At 51.4% G+C, this 16,615-nt stretch carries 20 protein-coding genes; 14 read left to right on the forward strand and 6 right to left on the reverse strand.

Annotated features, from left to right (window positions below; all coding sequences use genetic code 11):
* Positions 1–74 precede the first annotated feature (74 nt).
* From SIB42_RS00275 to SIB42_RS00290, 4 genes are all read left to right on the forward strand, one after another.
* On the forward strand, positions 75–611 hold the full coding sequence (locus SIB42_RS00275) for a bleomycin hydrolase (RefSeq protein WP_067095469.1): 537 nt from the start codon (positions 75–77) through the stop codon (positions 609–611).
* 43 nt (positions 612–654) lie between these two features.
* On the forward strand, positions 655–1,152 hold the full coding sequence (gene mpeA, locus SIB42_RS00280; RefSeq protein ID WP_067095466.1) for a class 2 C-phycoerythrin subunit alpha: 498 nt from the start codon (positions 655–657) through the stop codon (positions 1,150–1,152).
* A 310-nt stretch (positions 1,153–1,462) separates the two neighbouring features.
* A complete protein-coding gene (locus tag SIB42_RS00285; RefSeq protein ID WP_067095463.1) occupies positions 1,463–2,344 on the forward strand; it encodes a phycobilisome rod-core linker polypeptide in 882 nt (293 codons plus the stop codon).
* A gap of 140 nt (positions 2,345–2,484) precedes the next feature.
* On the forward strand, positions 2,485–3,378 hold the full coding sequence (locus tag SIB42_RS00290) for a HEAT repeat domain-containing protein (protein ID WP_067095636.1): 894 nt from the start codon (positions 2,485–2,487) through the stop codon (positions 3,376–3,378).
* 8 nt (positions 3,379–3,386) lie between these two features.
* On the opposite strand, the gene SIB42_RS00295 is transcribed toward SIB42_RS00290, so the two are convergent.
* From SIB42_RS00295 to SIB42_RS00305, 3 genes are all read right to left on the reverse strand, one after another.
* On the reverse strand, positions 3,387–4,016 hold the full coding sequence (locus SIB42_RS00295; RefSeq protein ID WP_067095461.1) for a HEAT repeat domain-containing protein: 630 nt from the start codon (positions 4,014–4,016) through the stop codon (positions 3,387–3,389).
* Positions 4,017–4,104: 88 nt separating this feature from the next.
* Positions 4,105–5,424 (reverse strand): HEAT repeat domain-containing protein, encoded by a 1,320-nt coding sequence (locus SIB42_RS00300; RefSeq protein WP_067095458.1) that lies wholly within the window; start codon positions 5,422–5,424, stop codon positions 4,105–4,107.
* 510 nt (positions 5,425–5,934) lie between these two features.
* Positions 5,935–6,360: a DUF2656 family protein gene (locus tag SIB42_RS00305; RefSeq protein WP_074160748.1), complete on the reverse strand. Its 426-nt coding sequence runs from the start codon at positions 6,358–6,360 to the stop codon at positions 5,935–5,937.
* Between the two features lie 41 nt (positions 6,361–6,401).
* Here SIB42_RS00305 and SIB42_RS00310 point away from each other — a divergent pair, with 41 nt between their 5' ends.
* Positions 6,402–7,274, forward strand: coding sequence for a HEAT repeat domain-containing protein (locus tag SIB42_RS00310; RefSeq protein WP_231856417.1), 873 nt, complete (start codon positions 6,402–6,404; stop codon positions 7,272–7,274).
* A gap of 67 nt (positions 7,275–7,341) precedes the next feature.
* On the opposite strand, the gene cpeA is transcribed toward SIB42_RS00310, so the two are convergent.
* On the reverse strand, positions 7,342–7,836 hold the full coding sequence (cpeA, locus tag SIB42_RS00315) for a class 1 C-phycoerythrin subunit alpha (RefSeq protein ID WP_066904317.1): 495 nt from the start codon (positions 7,834–7,836) through the stop codon (positions 7,342–7,344).
* A 51-nt stretch (positions 7,837–7,887) separates the two neighbouring features.
* Positions 7,888–8,442 carry a class 1 C-phycoerythrin subunit beta gene (gene cpeB, locus SIB42_RS00320; RefSeq protein WP_067095448.1) on the reverse strand — a complete coding sequence of 185 codons (555 nt, stop codon included), beginning with the start codon at positions 8,440–8,442 and terminating at the stop codon, positions 7,888–7,890.
* A gap of 374 nt (positions 8,443–8,816) precedes the next feature.
* Between cpeB and SIB42_RS00325 the strand changes: the two genes are divergently transcribed.
* The 9 genes from SIB42_RS00325 (at position 8,817) to SIB42_RS00365 (ending at position 15,056) form a co-directional block, all read left to right on the forward strand.
* Complete coding sequence (locus tag SIB42_RS00325; protein ID WP_067095633.1) at positions 8,817–9,050, forward strand: hypothetical protein; 234 nt, start codon at positions 8,817–8,819, stop codon at positions 9,048–9,050.
* Complete coding sequence (locus SIB42_RS00330; RefSeq protein WP_067095445.1) at positions 9,050–9,664, forward strand: phycobiliprotein lyase; 615 nt, start codon at positions 9,050–9,052, stop codon at positions 9,662–9,664. Before SIB42_RS00325 ends, SIB42_RS00330 begins: the two co-directional genes overlap by 1 nt.
* A 3-nt stretch (positions 9,665–9,667) precedes the next feature.
* Entirely contained in the window at positions 9,668–10,375 is a 708-nt protein-coding gene (locus SIB42_RS00335) for a 15,16-dihydrobiliverdin:ferredoxin oxidoreductase (RefSeq protein WP_067095442.1), read from the forward strand.
* The gene (locus SIB42_RS00340) at positions 10,372–11,145 is read left to right on the forward strand and encodes a phycoerythrobilin:ferredoxin oxidoreductase (RefSeq protein WP_067095439.1); all 774 of its coding nucleotides are present in this window, start codon (positions 10,372–10,374) and stop codon (positions 11,143–11,145) included. Before SIB42_RS00335 ends, SIB42_RS00340 begins: the two co-directional genes overlap by 4 nt.
* A 182-nt stretch (positions 11,146–11,327) precedes the next feature.
* The gene (locus tag SIB42_RS00345; RefSeq protein WP_067095437.1) at positions 11,328–11,846 is read left to right on the forward strand and encodes a phycocyanin subunit beta; all 519 of its coding nucleotides are present in this window, start codon (positions 11,328–11,330) and stop codon (positions 11,844–11,846) included.
* A 39-nt stretch (positions 11,847–11,885) separates the two neighbouring features.
* Positions 11,886–12,374: a phycocyanin subunit alpha gene (gene cpcA / locus SIB42_RS00350; RefSeq protein WP_067095430.1), complete on the forward strand. Its 489-nt coding sequence runs from the start codon at positions 11,886–11,888 to the stop codon at positions 12,372–12,374.
* A 66-nt stretch (positions 12,375–12,440) separates the two neighbouring features.
* The gene (locus SIB42_RS00355) at positions 12,441–13,019 is read left to right on the forward strand and encodes a chromophore lyase CpcT/CpeT (protein WP_067095629.1); all 579 of its coding nucleotides are present in this window, start codon (positions 12,441–12,443) and stop codon (positions 13,017–13,019) included.
* 105 nt (positions 13,020–13,124) lie between these two features.
* A complete protein-coding gene (locus SIB42_RS00360; protein ID WP_067095427.1) occupies positions 13,125–14,501 on the forward strand; it encodes a HEAT repeat domain-containing protein in 1,377 nt (458 codons plus the stop codon).
* A gap of 81 nt (positions 14,502–14,582) precedes the next feature.
* Complete coding sequence (locus tag SIB42_RS00365) at positions 14,583–15,056, forward strand: low molecular weight protein-tyrosine-phosphatase (protein ID WP_067095424.1); 474 nt, start codon at positions 14,583–14,585, stop codon at positions 15,054–15,056.
* 28 nt (positions 15,057–15,084) lie between these two features.
* Here the strand turns inward: SIB42_RS00365 and SIB42_RS00370 are convergent, their stop codons facing one another.
* The gene (locus SIB42_RS00370; protein WP_231856421.1) at positions 15,085–16,575 is read right to left on the reverse strand and encodes a bifunctional pantoate--beta-alanine ligase/(d)CMP kinase; all 1,491 of its coding nucleotides are present in this window, start codon (positions 16,573–16,575) and stop codon (positions 15,085–15,087) included.
* Positions 16,576–16,615 lie beyond the last annotated feature (40 nt).

The following is a 16,615-nucleotide window of genomic DNA, read 5'->3' on the forward strand; positions in this document are numbered from 1 at the left end:
GGCGAGGCAGAAAGCAGGGTTAACGTCATTCGTGATGCGGATTTGCATCCCCCTCTAAACTTTCCGAAGCACCCATGCTCGACGCATTCTCCCGGAAGGCCGTCTCGGCCGATTCCAGCGGCGCTTTCATCGGCGGAGGCGAGCTGGCCTCCCTCAAGTCCTTCATTGCTGATGGCAACAAGCGCCTCGACGCTGTTAACGCCATCTCCGGCAACTCTGCCTGCATCGTTTCTGATGCTGTTGCAGGTATCTGTTGCGAGAACACCGGCCTGACAGCCCCTAACGGTGGTGTGTACACCAACCGCAAAATGGCTGCTTGCCTGCGCGACGGTGAAATTGTTCTCCGCTACGTGAGCTACGCCCTGCTCGCCGGTGACGCATCCGTGCTGCAGGACCGCTGCCTGAACGGTCTCCGCGAAACCTACGCCGCTCTGGGCGTTCCCACCGGTTCCGCTTCCCGCGCTGTGGCCATCATGAAGGCTGCTGCTTCTGCTCTGATCACCAACACCAACAGTGGTGTCAAGAAGGCTGCTCTCACCCAGGGTGACTGCGCAAGTCTGTCTGCTGAAGCCGGCAGCTACTTCGACATGGTGATCAGCGCCATCAGCTGAACCACTTCTGTTTGATCGTTCAAAACAACACACATCCTTCATCATGAAGTCCGTCATCACCACTGTTGTCGGCGCAGCCGATAGCGCTTCCCGCTTCCCCTCCGCTTCCGACATGGAATCCGTTCAGGGTTCTATTCAGCGTGCTGCTGCACGTTTGGAAGCTGCTGAAAAGCTGGCATCTGGCTACGACGCCATTGCTCAGCGCGCAGTTGACGCTGTGTATGCCCAGTACCCCAACGGTGCTACAGGCCGCCAGCCTCGCAAGTGCGCCACCGAAGGCAAAGAGAAGTGCAAGCGTGACTTCGTTCACTACCTGCGTCTGATCAACTACTGCCTCGTCACCGGCGGCACCGGCCCCCTGGACGAACTGGCTATCAACGGTCAGAAAGAGGTCTACAAGGCCCTCAGCATCGACGCTGGCACCTACGTTGCTGGTTTCTCCCAGATGCGTAACGACGGTTGCTCACCTCGCGACATGAGCCCCCAGGCTCTGACCGCTTACAACACCCTGCTGGACTACGTGATCAACTCCCTGGGCTGATCACAGCTCAAAGGTTGATTTAATTCAGCAATGTGACATGGGTGGGCATTTCTGCCCACCCTTTTTTTTACCTTCGACTCGAAAGGTAAATCAACTAAGTCAAGAAGTTGCTGAACACGAGAAAATCTCAGTCAACTAGCCAATTGGGCGTTGAAACAGAATGACGCCAATCATCTGTGGCAACAGCAAAAAATCCTTGATTTCTTGTTGCATCAAAGTTTGCAACCGACTTGCTCTTGAGCTTCACGATTAAAAGCATTATTCAGGGGTAATTCGGAACAAACAAACACACCTATCCCCAATTCTCATCATGCTCGGCACAGAAACCAGCCTGAAAGCCCTCACGTCAGCCACCAGAACAGGGCCCGCTTCGTTCTCCACAGCGAGCAAAGCCGGCAAAAACACCGCTCCTCGCACCGTTGCAGGCGCCATTGCTGATTACAAGCGTCAGCATTGTTCCGCGATGGGTATTGGTATTGGGCCAAGACTCCACTCCGAGTGCCCCTTCGGAGTCACCTTTGATCAGTACAGCCCAGAGAACAGCGCAGCTCTTGAACGCGTGATCGCGGCTGCTTACCGCCAAGTCCTTGGAAATCTTCCTCCAACAGACAATCAGCGCGAAACTTCATTGGAAGTAAGGCTGATGAACGGTGAAATCACTGTTCGTGATTTCGTCAACGGCTTGGCTAAGTCGGACTTTTACAAGACCAACTTCTTCCATGCAGTTGGCGCCCAACGTGGCATCGAACTGAACTTCAAGCACCTGCTCGGCCGAGCACCTCTGAACCAGACAGAAGTTCAGGATCACATCAAGTTTCAAGCAGAAGAAGGCTTTGATGCGCTGATTGACAAGCTGACCGACTCAGCTGAATACACAGAGGTGTTTGGCTCTGACATCGTCCCCTACGAAAGAAGCCACGATTCCTATGCGGGAATGTTCACACGTTCCTTCAATCTGATGCGTGAGCTTGGCGGCATGAAGGTTGCCATCAGCGACAACGCCCAAGGCCGCAACAGCCGCACCATCAACCCTCTGGCGATTGCTTCCAGAGAGGAATACAAGCCACAGTCGTTCTCTTACACTGCCGTTCAGAAGACTCCTGTCAAACTGCCTCAACAGCAGTACAGCGGACATCAGCCTCCCAAGATGACCGATTACGTGGCATTCCGTCCTTTCGGAGTTCACTTCTGATCCAAACTTAGGTTTGATCAAATAAGCCATGAACCCCATCCAAGGATGGGGTTTTTTTTTGCCAAATCTTTGGCATGATATTTCCCAACCAACAGAGCGGCGAGACAATCAATTAGATTCAATCCAAGTGAATGAAAACCATGAATGAGGCAACATCTAATCAGCAAATCAATGAACTTGAAGGGCTTACCGAGCGAGAAGCTTTGGAGTTGGCCGAAGTACTCAAACAAAAATTAGTCGATCAAGAAACACCAAGCTCTGATCAAACGTCGATCAAACAAATGGTTGCTGGATTGGGAGATCAACGGGGTTCTTTACGACTGACATTCGCCCAAAGCCTAGGGAACGTCGGGGAAGCAGCTATTCCATATTTATGCGATGCCATGAAGAACAACCCAAATGTGATCATTCGACGCGCATCGGCAAAAACGCTCAATCTGATTGGTAGTGAACAAGCCTTACCTAATTTGATCGAGGCATTTAAAACAGATCCTGATCCTGTCGTTCAAGGATCCTCAGCCGGCGCAATGGCAACGATAGGAGTCCCTGCAATTGAAGATCTTCTGAAAATTCTCACCGAGCCAAACTGCACAGCCTTCCAAGTAGGACTGATCAACCTGGCATTAAGCTTTATCGGCTCAAAAGCTCCGGATGCACTGAACAACGCAATACAATCAGAGAATATAGAAATCCGGATCGCTGCCATTACAGTCTTGGCAGAACAGATTCAATCGGGAAGGTACCAATCTGCGAGCAAGATGCTCCTCAAGGCATTGTCGGATCAATCAAGTGAGGTCAGAGCAGAAGCAGCAACGATGGTTGGAAAAACATTAGAGCCTGAAGATGCCAGCGAAAAACTCTGCGAATTACTGTCCGATGAGTCCGTACAAGTCCGAAAGAATACATCGCTGGCGCTGATGAAAATGGAAGCCGAAGAAGCCATCAGGCCGCTAAAAAATGCAGCAGCAATCGAAAAAGACGAACAAGTCAAATCAGTGATGAATGTGGCAATTAAGGTATTAGAACAAGACTAAAAACCTGATCAATCCAGGCCCAAACTCTGGCGCCTCTCAAGACTTGCTTGAGCGACTTCACGGATTAATTCGTCTTTGCTCTCATCTTGAGCCAACCCGTGAAGGCACTGATTAACCAAAGGAGAATCTAATTCAGCTAGCGACATAGCCGCACCTTGAACGTGTGCAATATTGCTGCTATCGCAAGCCTTAATCAACAGCGGAATGACACGAGATTGCTCTGATGCTTGCTTGGAAAGGTGACCAAGAGTCATCAAAGCGGACTGAGCGACCACTGGGCTGACATCGTCTAGAGCTTTTTCTAACATCACTAACGTTTCGAGAGAAAAAGCTTGATCAGGAAAACACACCGAGACCTGAACAATTGCCTTAATACAACACGCTCTAATGGTTCCATTATCAGATGCGTTGAATAATTGAATCAGTTCGGGGACACTCTTATGGCCAATCATCCCTAACGCTTTAACCGCAGTGCGATAAACACCTGGATCAGGATCATGCATCAACTCGAACAGTCGAGGCATTGCCTCTTCAGGGAATTGCTCTGCAAGGAGCGAACAAGCAGTGAAGCGAATATTAGGATTTGGATGTACTAAATCAGCAAATAAAGAATCAATGGAATTTTTGGACACGTCCATATAAATACCTGCAAATTCAAAGCAATCCTACACTAGCGACAAGAGGACCCTAAGGATAATTCAATCAATATTCAGATAACACCGTCAATCAAGCCGATTGCATCGATGACAGCTTAGCTTGGACAAAACAATCGCCATCATCAGCAAGTAGCTTCAAACAATTATCAGCATCAAGTTGATTGACCCGATTAGAAATTGATTCCAACGCCAAGATCACCGCGTAACGACAATCCCAAGGAGGCATGTATTGATCGGCCAAAAACTGAGGAATCAGCTCAAGAAAATGAGATGGATTCAATTGAGCTATAGAGTATATCGCTGCAGCACGGCTTTTTTGAAACTGAGGCCGCAGATTGATTGCAGATGACTTCAAGATTTCGTCAATACAACTTAAAGCCTGCTGCGACCAATCACCCCGCGAACCCATCAAGCGCATAAAGAAATAATGGGCACCATAGTCATTATGTGCTTCTTCATCCCATTGTTTTGAGATGACTGGCCAGAGTACATCCGAAGAGATAGATCTCAACATCTTCAAGGCAAGGTAACAACGGCTGAAATCAGTATTAAAGAGGTCCCGCACTAAAAAATCAGGATTAGGAGTGACGTCATACTCATGGACAAGCGTAATATCATCTGGTTCATCAATTAGAATGGTGTCAATCAGATGAATTGATTCCATTAAGGCTGGATGCTGATCTTGAACGTTAAGCAGAAGCCTGCAAGCACGCATTCGAAAAGCTGGGGAAACTGGCGACGCTACAATTGAAGGCAGATACTCAACGGCTTGCGCATCAATTAAGTCCTGGATTGCGCATTGACGGTCCATCTGGTTTGGGAGCAAAAGATGCTCAGCCACAACAGAAAGCTGCTTTCTACTACCGGAGAGTTGAGCATCTGCAGCAATTGCGGCTCCTCTGATTCCAGGAGATTCGGAATTCTTTAAAGCCTGAATTGTGGCGAGGCATTCTTGCACAGACAGGCTTGCCAAGCATTGAATTAAAACACGCTGATTGCATCGATTATCTTCCAACAGATCAATCATCTTTGCAGTTAGTCGAGGATTATTGCATTTCAATTGCTGGAGAGCAAATATAGTGTTTTCGACCAAATAACGGTCTTCAGACCAAAGGCATTGCCCAATTTTAGAGATCGACGACGAAGCACCTAACCTTCCAAGAACTTCGACAGCCTTTCTCTTAGCAATATTAACAGCTTGTTCCTTAAGAGGATTATCTAACAAATTCACTAAAGCTTGTTCAGTCTCCGATCCTGGGCAATTGATCAAATGAGACGCTGCCATATAGTAATCGCTTTGCGACTCCAACTCATTGATGGGCTGAAGAAGAATCCGGCGTGCATGCTCACATGTCAGCTCGGGATGAATATTGTCAAAACGACCTGTCATCAAGGTATAAAATCACGTATAAATTGTACCTTAAAATCAAGCAAGATGTCTTCACTAAACTCAAACTAGTCAAAAAAAACTAACTCGATGCTTTGAGAAGCGAAAACAGCATAGAGTTGCATCAGTTACTTGAACATTGTGGGACCTTTTTCTGGGAAGCGATTCATCGTACAAACAACGACCATGAATCGTTCAAGGCCATCGATGTCCGTACATTTCAACATTCCATTCAATGGTCTATGTCAGGGGATGCAAGTGATGCATCGTGCTGGCTTTAATGTTACTGCGCTGAATAGAGATTACGCAAAAAGCGAGCCTCAAGCTCAAGCAACTACTAGCAAGAGCAACTTGAAAGAGAAGAGTGTAGAACTATCGCCAGCAAAACCGTCCAGCCCCAAGAACACAGAGCTGAAATCAGAGAATAAAGCTGAAAGCACTAAAGCGGATAAAAAGTCAAGCCAAAGGAATCGTCGTCAACGACGCAAATAGAACAACTCTGACTAACTCGATTTAGGCCTTGATTTCAAAGACTGCATCGCTGGGTCTTCCACTTTTCAGTGCTTCCCAGTTGATGCCAAGCAGAAATTGTTCAGGATTTGTACATTCAACGACATCAACTCCCCAAGATCCATCTTGCAGTGGGGAACCAGCTGATCCCGGAGAATCCTTACGACCTCCAAGAGCAAGCCAATGATGCTCGGAGCCATGAGAAGAAGAAATTCGAAATTTTTTCCATGCCTGAACGAGCTCTTTGGCCATATCTTCAGGTGATAAAGAAGACTCTAAACGAATCAGCCAATGCGGATGATTTAAAGCTTGGGCATGATCAAAAGCATTTGATTGCCCCTTCAATCCATCAGCTAACGCTTGAGCAGATATTGCAGGAACACTATCTGATGTGATCTGAAGATTATGAGAGACAATAAAAACGGTCATGGTTTGGGCTATGGTCAAAGTCAAGTGTGATGGAGGGCTCAATGAATGACTTCGCTGAAACACAGTTGAGTCAAGAAGAAGCCCTTGATCTTGCCAATCATCTCAAAGAAAAATTGAGCGCAGGATTGCCGATTGACGCTGATCCAGACTCCATCGCGATCATGGTAGCCGGGCTGGGGGATCCTCGAGGGCTGCTTCGCCGTCAAATTTCCGAGGGCTTGGGATCGATTGGGAAAGCAGCTGTTCCTGCTTTGTGCCAGGCCATGCGACGCAGTGATCAGGTCACAGTGAGAAGAGCAGCTGCTAAAACTCTGACTTTGATTGCTGATCGGAATAGCCTGCCAGATCTTCTGACGACTTTTCTGACCGATACAGATTCAGTGGTGCAAGGCTCAACAATGGGAGCGATGGCATCCATGGGAAAGGAATCAATCGGAGCAATTCTGAGCATCGTTGAAAATGTCGACAGCACAGAAATGCAAATTGGCCTAGCGAATTGGGCACTCACGATCATTGGTGATCGAGCCCCAGAAACCCTCAAAGGTGCATTGACCTCAGACAATGCCAGAGTTCGAAAAGCAGCAATATCAGCCCTTGCCAGTCAGATTCAATCCCTAAACTCCCAAGAGGATCGAGACCTGCTTCAAAAGTCTCTTCTGGATTCGTGCGCTGAAATTCGTTCTGAAGCGGTCATCCTGCTTGGAAATCTTGAGGATTCAGAATGGACATTACCTTTACTCTCCTCTGCTCTCTCAGATCAGGAGAGTTTGGTCAGAAAAAACACTGCTTTATCACTGATGAAGCTCGGCTGCAGTTCAAGTATTCCTAATCTTCAAACACAACTCGAAAGCGAATCTGACCCAGTAGTCCGCAACGTTTTACAGCTTGCGATTGATCGACTCCAACAATCCTGAGAAAAACAATCATGAAAAAGGGGGATGCCTGAGCACCCCCCGATTCAGCTAGTTGCTGTAACCAAGCTCAGGAGAGTGCGTTGATCACATAATCCAAGTAGGACTTGAACTCGTTGAGAGCCTGAGGGCTCATGTCACGAGGAGCACAAGCACGGTCACGGGTGTAGGTGAGTGCTTCAACGTAGGGGCCTGTAGGAAGGCTCAGTGAGCGGTACACCTCACGGGCACCAGCAATTCCCCACTCATCCAGAGGACCAGTGCCGCCAACAACGAGGCAGTAGTTGATCAGGCGCAGATAGTGGCCCAGATCGCGGTAGCACTTGTCAACCTTGACCTGGCTATCACCAGCCTCACCAGGCTGCTTCAGATAGGCGTACTTGTTGAAGCAGGCATCACCGGCTTCACGAGTCACGGCATCAAGACCAGCAGCCAGCTTTTCAGCAGCTTCAAGTCGAGCAGCGGCACGTTGGATGTTGCCCTGAACGGCTTCAAGATCGTTCTGGGAAGGGAAGCGACCTGCTGCGTCTGCAGCAGTCACAACTGTGGTAACGACGGACTTCATTGATGGGTTCCTTTAAGAGGGAGAGTGTCTGAAAAGAAAGCGAGAAGCCGTTCAGGAGACGGCGCCGATCACGCGATCGAAATAGGAACCAGCTTCAGCAACAAGAGCTGAGCAGTCGCCTTGTGTGGTCTCCATCTTGCGGAAACGCTTGCCGCCAGAGGCAGGAGAGTTGGTTTCGCCGATGAGAGCAGTTGCTGAAGCCTTCATGATGGCCACGGCACGTGCTGCCGACTGGGTGGGAACTCCCAGAGCGATGTAGGTCTCTTTCAGACCATTCAGGCAACGGTCATCCAGCACGGAAGCGTCGCCTGCAAGCAGCGCATAGCTGATGTAGCGGAGCACGATCTCACCATCGCGCAGGCATGCAGCCATGCGGCGATTGGGATAGCAGTTACCACCAGCCTGAATCAGGCCGGTGTTCTCGCAGATCATGCCGGTCACAGCATCGGAAACGATGCAGGAGGCGTTGGAGGTGATGGCGTTGACAGCGTCCAGGCGCTTATTGCCTTGGCTGACATAGCTGCGAAGGACAGCGAGGTCGCTACCACCTACAGGTGCGGTTTTGGCGTCAGCGCTGACGACCGAACGGGAGAATGCGTCGAGCATTTGGGGCCAGACAGTTTTGTGGGGGAGAGGCTTCTGATGCCGAGAGGCAACCACTGAAACAAGGCCTTTGAAGGTGTCTTGAGCCGATGGCTGAAAAACCCAAGGGGTTGGAAGCGCTTTAACAAACTAAGCCGGGTCAACCAAGCAGTGGTTCGGGATCAGCTGATCACGCAAGAGTTCGTCACCTTGTGAGCTCAACAAGGCCCTCAACAGGCTTCAAGGTCCCCATAGCCCTAGCCATGAACAGTACAAAAGGCACTGAGCAAGGGAAAATCTGTCCGTCAAACCACTAGATCACCAATCGCAACGCAGGCAACACTTGGGCTTCAGTGGGCGGGTAGGCTCACACTCGCTTTTCTGTTCATTTGCTCAGCATGGCGGATCAACCTCCTCAGCAAGCACCCAGCATTGAAGAATTGCAGGAATCGATTGATGAACTATCCACCTATCGAGAACGACTTTATAACGACGTTCTAGGGCTGGGTAAAAAACTTCGTTTATCCCAAAAGAAAATAGAAGCCACGCTCAGCGAACACCCTGAGCTCACACGAATCGATGAGGTGTTGGATCAACTCAAGGCGCAAAGAAATGCTCAGAGCGGCCAATGATGAGACCAGAGGGGATCACCCCGATGACGATGGCCAGCTTTTTTGAAGCAAGTCGGGGTACTTGGCTGAATCGCCGAGTCGTCCATCACCTGGATTGCCAAGACGATGAAGCTGCAGATTCAAATTTGATCATCGAACCGTTCGACACCAATGACCCAGTAGTTGAAAAAGTGTGTTCAGCGCTGAACGTGAAAATCAGCGATACCAGCGGTGGAGCAAGGTTTTACTGGGAGAGCAACTTGATGGAAGATACGCGCAATAACGACTACGCCGCAGTGGTTGTCGATGCCCCTAATCCAGCAGACCCCCGTCAAGGATTTCTGTTGAGAGATGTCGGTTATGTGGAAAAAAAATCAGTCGTCAGCACCTATTCCTTTGCTGATGATGGCGTGTTGACGATCAAAACCCGATATGACACCAACACAGGTATCGAACGATGCTGGTTTGTGAATGATCAAATCAGAATGCGGGTGAGCTCGGTGCAATTTCTCAACGGTGTTGCCATGACCACGTACTGCACTGAATTTCGCTGTCCCAGTAACGCTGAGATTGCGGCCCTGTCGTCAGCCACCAGAGAGAGAGCTGACAACAATCCTCCAACCCAGGAGAGCTGAAACGTGTTTGATCCATTTCTCAAGGAACTTCACCACGGCATCCAGCAACGAGGCGGTAAGGCCATAGACGTGCCCGCTGGGCTCGAGGAATGCCAATCCAAGAAAGGCACCAGCGTGATCCGCAGCTGGCTTTGGGAGGTCCCGAATTTCCGTCGCTGGCGGGTCACCAGGCTTGATGCTGGTGACAAGCTGCAGGTTCTGAATTCGGTTGCCTATCCCGATTACAGCCTTGACCATCCTCTGATGGGAGTCGACCTGCTCTGGTTTGGAGCGCGACAAAAGCTCGTTGCCGTTCTCGACTTCCAACCTCTAGTTCAGGATGCAAATTATCTCGATCGCTATTTCTCCGGCCTCAAACAACTGAATCAGGAATTTCCTGATCTCAATGGCGAAGAGACGATGCGCTCGTTCGACCCGAATCAATACTTCTCATCCTGGTTGTTGTTTTGTCGTGGCGGTGCTGATCAAGCGGAGACCTCGTTGCCGCCGGCATTCAGTGCATTCCTGAAGGCCTACTGGGAGCTTCACGACACCGCTCTGAAAACCGACGCGCTCATTCAGTCGGATGAAGTGAAACGCCTGCAGGACAACTACGACGTTTACAGCGCCGAACGCGACCCGGCTCACGGACTCTTCACCAGTCATTTCGGCAAAGAGTGGTCCGACCGATTCCTGAGCGAATTTTTGTTCCCAGCATCCGCCAAGCAATGAGTTCAAACCGACGCAACAGCCTTGACCCTGTTGCCATTGAAGGCTGGAGCTGGCAGCCGTTCCTGGAGGACGCTGTCAAGTCTCTAGAGCCTCTTGGGATCGAGCCCTATCCGGTCAACGATGCCTTTCTGTTCAAGCAGGATCAAACAGGATCGAAAGCGAAACCTGTCTGCGTGACCACGGCCACCTGGGCCTGCAAGTGCAAGAAATTCCGTCAGGTGAGGGCGGCTTGCGTCAGTGCGGGCTCATCCGCATCGGTTCTGAACTTTGTGATCAATCCTCTGCCGAGGTATGACTTGCCCTTCTTTGGCGGAGACCTTGTCACCCTGCCTTCGGGCCATTTGCTCGCGCTCGATCTTCAACCTGCTGACAAGCAGGACAGCGAACACACTCAAGGCGTTTGGGATCGGCTGATGCCGATTTTTGATCGCTGGCGTTCTCAGTTACCAGACGGAGGTCCAATTCCTGACGAAGCCCAGCCCTTCTTCTCGCCGGGTTTCCTTTGGACACGATTGCCCCTGGGAGAAGAAGGAGATCAGCTCATCAAAAGCGTGGTGCGACCAGCTTTCAATGACTACCTCAACCTTTATCTGGAACTCGCCGCTGCGGCCGAGCCTGTCTCCGATCAACGCATGGAGCATCTCCTGGCGGGTCAACGCCGTTACACCGATTACAGAGCAGAGAAAGATCCTGCCAGGGGAATGCTGACTCGATTCCATGGCAGTGAATGGACCGAGGCTTACATCCACGATGTGCTGTTTGACCTCTAATAGCCGGTGTGCTGCTCTGAACTGAGCAAATACCCTGCCTGGACTGGGGGTTAAGCATTATGAACAGCAATCGGGTGCGCTTCGACCACTTAGCGAGAATTGCTTTCGACCCCGACGGGACTTTTACGATGTCCCTCCGGTGTCTGTGACACCCATTTAGACGCTGCCAAGAGGAGTTCCAAATGTTCGACGCCTTCACCAAGGTTGTCGCCCAGGCCGACGCCCGGGGACAGTTCATCAACACCAGCGAGATTGATGCTCTCGCCGCCGTCGTCTCTGACAGCAATAAGCGTCTGGACGCCGTGAACCGCATTTCCAGCAACGCCTCAACAATCGTTGCGAATGCTGCACGCGCTCTGTTTGCTCAGCAGCCTGCACTGATTGCCCCCGGCGGCAACGCCTACACCTCCCGTCGCATGGCTGCCTGCCTGCGCGACATGGAGATCATCCTTCGCTATGTCACCTACTCGGTCTTCACCGGTGACGCCTCTGTGATGGAAGATCGCTGCCTCAACGGCCTGCGTGAGACCTACCTGGCACTGGGTACTCCCGGCGCATCTGTAGCCGCTGGCGTCAATCTCATGAAAGAAGCCGCACTGGCCATCGTCAACGACAAAGACGGAATCACCTCAGGTGATTGTGCATCTCTCAACAGCGAGATCGGAACCTACTTCGATCGCGCAGCAGCCTCTGTCGCTTGATACCGATAGCCACTTTTTTCGCTTAAATCCTTCTTCATCATGAAAACCCCCCTCACCGAAGCCGTCGCGGCAGCAGATTCCCAGGGCCGCTTCCTCACCAACGCCGAAGTGCAAGCTGCTTCCGGTCGTTTTACACGCGCCAAAGCGAGCCTGGAGGCTGCCAAGGCTCTGACTGCCAAGGGTGATGCCCTGGTCAACGGAGCTGCACAAGCTGTTTACACCAAGTTCCCTTTCACCACCCAGATGGAAGGCTCGAACTATGCCTCAACCACTGAAGGCAAAGCCAAGTGTTCCAGGGACATCGGCTATTACCTGCGCATGGTCACCTATTGCCTCGTTGCTGGAGGCACAGGCCCTATGGATGACTACCTGATTGCTGGCCTTGCCGAAATCAACCGGACCTTTGAGCTCTCACCGACCTGGTACGTTGAAGCACTGAAGCACATCAAGGCCAACCACGGTCTTTCTGGTGATGCGGCTACAGAAGCCAACAGCTATCTCGACTACGCGATCAACGCCCTGATCTGATCAACATCGTTGTTCAGACTCTCCATAAGCCCCCATCTGGGGGCTTTTTTTTTCAGTCACTCACTGATGAAACCATCTCTGCAACGATTCCTAGACCTTCTATGCGGAGAGTACAGCAATCAACAGCAAGCCTTCGATAACCCTCCATTGTTTGCTCATATCTTTCTTAAATATCGACCGATAGAGCATCTTCAGCAGGGATCCATTCTTCTGGAACAAACTTATGCAGTCGACCCGAAAAACCCATACCGATTACGAATGATACGAGCAGAAGAAGTTGAGAATGGAATCATCAAACTCTGGAACCATGTTTTTAGGGAACCCGATCAATTCTCAAAAGCAACAACAGACATCACTCTACGAAATCAGATCAAAGAATCAGATCTCATACCATTGAACAATTGCCACTACCAAGTCACCCAAAGAGAAGACGGATATCATGGAGAAATAGAGCCAGGCTCTTGCTGCATTGTCAAACGAGAGGGCAAAGACACCATTCTTGTTAGCTCATTCCACCTGGATCGAGACACTCTTTCAACGCTTGATCGTGGCCAGGACCCAGTGACCAAAGAGCGATGCTGGGGCTCAATCGCAGGTGAATTTCGCTTCAAAAAGACTGCATCATGGGAAGCGAAGTGGTGTTAACCCTCCGAAAAAAATCCCAGGCATGATGCGGTCTTTTCAGAGAAACAGCACAGGGACGCCGCCTTTTAAGCTAAAGCCCAAGAGCTGCCGCCACAGAATAGAGACTTGATCCCAATCAACTCAACACAATCAGCCCTTGAAGCCCTAGATCATGAAGATGCTGGTGTTCGCTATCACGGCGCCTGGTGGCTGGGCAAACACCGAGCGATCGAAGCAATCCCCAAGCTGGTCGACTGCCTGAAGGATGAACGAGAGGTGACCTCTACAGGTGGCTACCCACTGCGAAGGCAAGCAGCACGATCGCTCGGGATGATCAAAGATGCAAGTTGCATTCACTCACTTCTTGAAACACTGAATACCAATGATGTTCAACTCCATGAAGCAACATTGAGAGCATTGATCGAAATCAAAAACGATCAATGCTCTCATGCACTAATCAGCTATCTAGACAAAGATATTGATAACAAACCAATAGAAGCTCTCATTGAAGCACTGGCTTCAAATCAAGTTTGGCAGGTTGCTGAGAAAATCAAGCCTTTCCTTCAATCAGACTGCGAGAGAGTGGTGAGCTCAGCAGCAGCATTCTTCTATGAATGCACTGGCGAGAAAAGCTATCTCGATCAAGTGATTGCCCTCCTGAATCACGAAAATCGTTTTGTGAGGCAATCAGCAGCTTTCGACCTTGCCCGAATCGGAACGATCTCAGCAGCAAAATCCATTCTGGCAGCCCCAATCCCCAATAACGTCAAAATGTATGCCATCAGGGCAATCCTGAGCGATTCGCTACTCAAATCAGCCAAGGGAGAAAATGAGCAAGGGGCGCAGAATCAAGAGGCGCATGATTCTCTCTTCAAAACACTTGACGGATTAACCAGAGAAAACTTTGCGGGCAATTTGCTCATCAATCAAGACATTACAAAACCGACCAGCACCGAGCAATCACTCAGATCAACAGCAGACATACTCTCCCTTGCCTTTGAGAAGCTCGGATCGCCGTCATTGATGGAACGCGAGGAAGGCATCAGGCTGCTTGCCGAAAGCCCGAAAAGCATCAAAGAAGATCTACACAATCTGTACTTTTCAGAATCAGATCAAGACATCAAAATGGGCCTTGTTAAAGCCATGGCAACGCTAAAAAATAGTGATTATGTACCAGCCTTGATCGATGCTGTTGGAGTCGAAATCGGCAATCACTGCCAGGGCAACATCCGACGTGTGGCAGCATGCGCACTTGGAGACATTGACTGGATTCAGCAAGCCGATTGTCCATCACTCACTATCACAATGGATAAGCTGAGCTGGACATTGCAATACCCTGACGACTGGGGATTGCGCTACAGCGCATGCATCGCACTAGAAGGCATCGGCAATAGCAGAGCTAGAGCCCTTCTGCTTGAATCAAGCGCAAAAGAAGCCGACCCTGTGATTTTAAAACGCATCGACATTGCTTTATCCGAAATAAGCTCACCCAATATTTTTTAAAGTTTCAAACCCACGAAGCCACCAATTTGCGCCTCAATCAAGGGGCATCAAAAAGCCTAAAACGATTACTTAAAAACAACCGTGAAAATACTTTTCGTCTGTCTCGGCAACATCTGCCGATCACCCGCTGCGGAGGGGGTGTTTCTGCATCTTCTGAACGAACGAGGATTAAACGACCGCTTCGTGGTGGACTCCGCCGGCACCGGCAGCTGGCATGTGGGAAATCCCGCGGACCGTCGGATGCAGGCCGCGGCCAAGCGGCGTGGCATTCATCTGCCAAGCCGAGCCCGTCAGATCGACCTCAATGACCTGGAAGAGTTCGACCTGGTATTAACCATGGACGACGACAATTTCAGGGCTGTCAGCGGCCTAGCCCGAGAAGCGGGGGAAAGGGCCACCGCCCAGATCCGGCCGATGCTCAGCTACGGAGAGCGCTACAGCGAAAGCGAAGTTCCTGACCCTTATTACGGAGGGGATGCCGGCTTCGATCATGTGCTGGATCTACTGGAAGATGCCTGCGCAGCGATGCTCGATGAACTGAGCGCACAGGATTAAGCAACTACCATCCAGCAATGAAAAGCGATCAGCGCTCGGGAGTGGGCCAGACCTCTTCAGCAACCCGCCCGCGGAACAGGTCCTCGAGTGCGTCAATCACGGCTTCGATCCCCATCCCGTCGGTGATCAGCTCGGTGGCGTCATCCGCCTGCACCAACGGCGCATTTGTTCTGGTGCTGTCGAGTCGGTCTCGCTCAACAATCTGCGCTTCGAGTTCGCTGAGCGCAGGCACGGCATGACCGCGCGTCTCCAGATCCTTGGCACGACGACGAGCCCGTTCTCCAGGAGTCGCCGTCAGGAACACCTTGAGCTCGGCATCCGGAAAGACAGCTGTACCGATATCGCGGCCTTCAGCCACCAGGCCGCCCTTCTCACCGAGTCGCTGCTGCTGCCGCGTCAGCAGTGCCCGTACGCACGCATGGGCAGCCACCAACGACACCGCACCGGTGACTTTGGGATCACGGATTGCATCCGTGACATCCCTGCCGTTCACACAAACGGTCTGCACTCCATTCCGCAACGGCGAAAGATCCACCTCCAAGCCGCTCAGAAGCCGCTCGACGGCGTCTGCGTTGGCCGGATCAGCCCCATGCTCCTGGACCCATAAGGTCACAGCCCGATACATGGCGCCGGTATCGAGATAAAGCAGACCCATGCGTTCAGCGAAGGCCCGGGTGACCGTGCTCTTTCCAGCACCGGCGGGGCCGTCGATGGCAACGATGGGAGAACGGGTCATGACAAAAATGTGATCGATCAGGCGTGTGGATCCAGAGCAGACGGCCGCGGCCAAAAGGCGCAAGGACTGCGTTTCCGCAGCAGGCTGCAGCGTGGATGGATCCACGACCTCTACATACTCCACCTCAAGGCCTGCGGTTTCGAGCTGCCGTCTGAGTTGGATCAGAACATCCCTCTGGCTAGCCAGCCTGTTCTGAAGTTGCGTCGCAGCACGACGGAGAGCGGCTCCGATCGATACCGCGCTGCGTCGCTCCGCTGGAAGCAGGTACAAATTGCGCGAACTGGCAGCCAGACCATCGGGCTCCCGCACGGTGGCACATCCCCTGATCCGAACCGACAATCCCAGGTCGCTCACCATCCGGCGCACGATCGCGAGTTGCTGCCAATCCTTCTCACCCAGCCAGAGCTGTCTTGGCTGGACAAGTGCCAAAAGGCGGCTGACCACGGTGGCAACTCCATCGAAATGGCCTGGTCGCCAGGGACCGCACAAACCCGACTGCAAAGCTGACGGCGCTTGCAGCCTCCAACCCGACGCGACACCTTGCGGATAAATCTGGCGCTCATCCGGACACCAGATTGCTGACGCACCGGCCTGCTGTGCCAGAAGGCAGTCAGCCTCGAAGGAGCGGGGGTAACGATCAAAGTCTTCCCCCTCTCCGAACTGCAGAGGATTGACATACACACTCACCAGAACGGATCCCGGCTCCGGGCAGCCAGCAACCGCACGCTGGATCAGCTGGGCGTGACCTTGATGCAGCCCCCCCATCGTGGGAACGAAATCAATCGGGCCAGGCCGTGATGCACGCCAGGCCGTGAGTTCTGAG

The organism is Synechococcus sp. MIT S9508 (assembly GCF_047303045.1).
In the GTDB taxonomy this organism is placed as follows: Bacteria; Cyanobacteriota; Cyanobacteriia; order PCC-6307; family Cyanobiaceae; genus Synechococcus_C.

Coding starts and splice junctions, on each gene's coding strand:
- SIB42_RS00275 (WP_067095469.1), top strand. CDS start 75: ATGCTCGACGCATTCTCCCGGAAGGCCGTCTCGGCCGATTCCAGCGGC.
- mpeA (WP_067095466.1), top strand. CDS start 655: ATGAAGTCCGTCATCACCACTGTTGTCGGCGCAGCCGATAGCGCTTCC.
- SIB42_RS00285 (WP_067095463.1), top strand. CDS start 1,463: ATGCTCGGCACAGAAACCAGCCTGAAAGCCCTCACGTCAGCCACCAGA.
- SIB42_RS00290 (WP_067095636.1), top strand. CDS start 2,485: ATGAATGAGGCAACATCTAATCAGCAAATCAATGAACTTGAAGGGCTT.
- SIB42_RS00295 (WP_067095461.1), bottom strand. CDS start 4,016: ATGGACGTGTCCAAAAATTCCATTGATTCTTTATTTGCTGATTTAGTA.
- SIB42_RS00300 (WP_067095458.1), bottom strand. CDS start 5,424: ATGACAGGTCGTTTTGACAATATTCATCCCGAGCTGACATGTGAGCAT.
- SIB42_RS00305 (WP_074160748.1), bottom strand. CDS start 6,360: ATGACCGTTTTTATTGTCTCTCATAATCTTCAGATCACATCAGATAGT.
- SIB42_RS00310 (WP_231856417.1), top strand. CDS start 6,402: ATGAATGACTTCGCTGAAACACAGTTGAGTCAAGAAGAAGCCCTTGAT.
- cpeA (WP_066904317.1), bottom strand. CDS start 7,836: ATGAAGTCCGTCGTTACCACAGTTGTGACTGCTGCAGACGCAGCAGGT.
- cpeB (WP_067095448.1), bottom strand. CDS start 8,442: ATGCTCGACGCATTCTCCCGTTCGGTCGTCAGCGCTGACGCCAAAACC.
- SIB42_RS00325 (WP_067095633.1), top strand. CDS start 8,817: ATGGCGGATCAACCTCCTCAGCAAGCACCCAGCATTGAAGAATTGCAG.
- SIB42_RS00330 (WP_067095445.1), top strand. CDS start 9,050: ATGAGACCAGAGGGGATCACCCCGATGACGATGGCCAGCTTTTTTGAA.
- SIB42_RS00340 (WP_067095439.1), top strand. CDS start 10,372: ATGAGTTCAAACCGACGCAACAGCCTTGACCCTGTTGCCATTGAAGGC.
- SIB42_RS00345 (WP_067095437.1), top strand. CDS start 11,328: ATGTTCGACGCCTTCACCAAGGTTGTCGCCCAGGCCGACGCCCGGGGA.
- cpcA (WP_067095430.1), top strand. CDS start 11,886: ATGAAAACCCCCCTCACCGAAGCCGTCGCGGCAGCAGATTCCCAGGGC.
- SIB42_RS00355 (WP_067095629.1), top strand. CDS start 12,441: ATGAAACCATCTCTGCAACGATTCCTAGACCTTCTATGCGGAGAGTAC.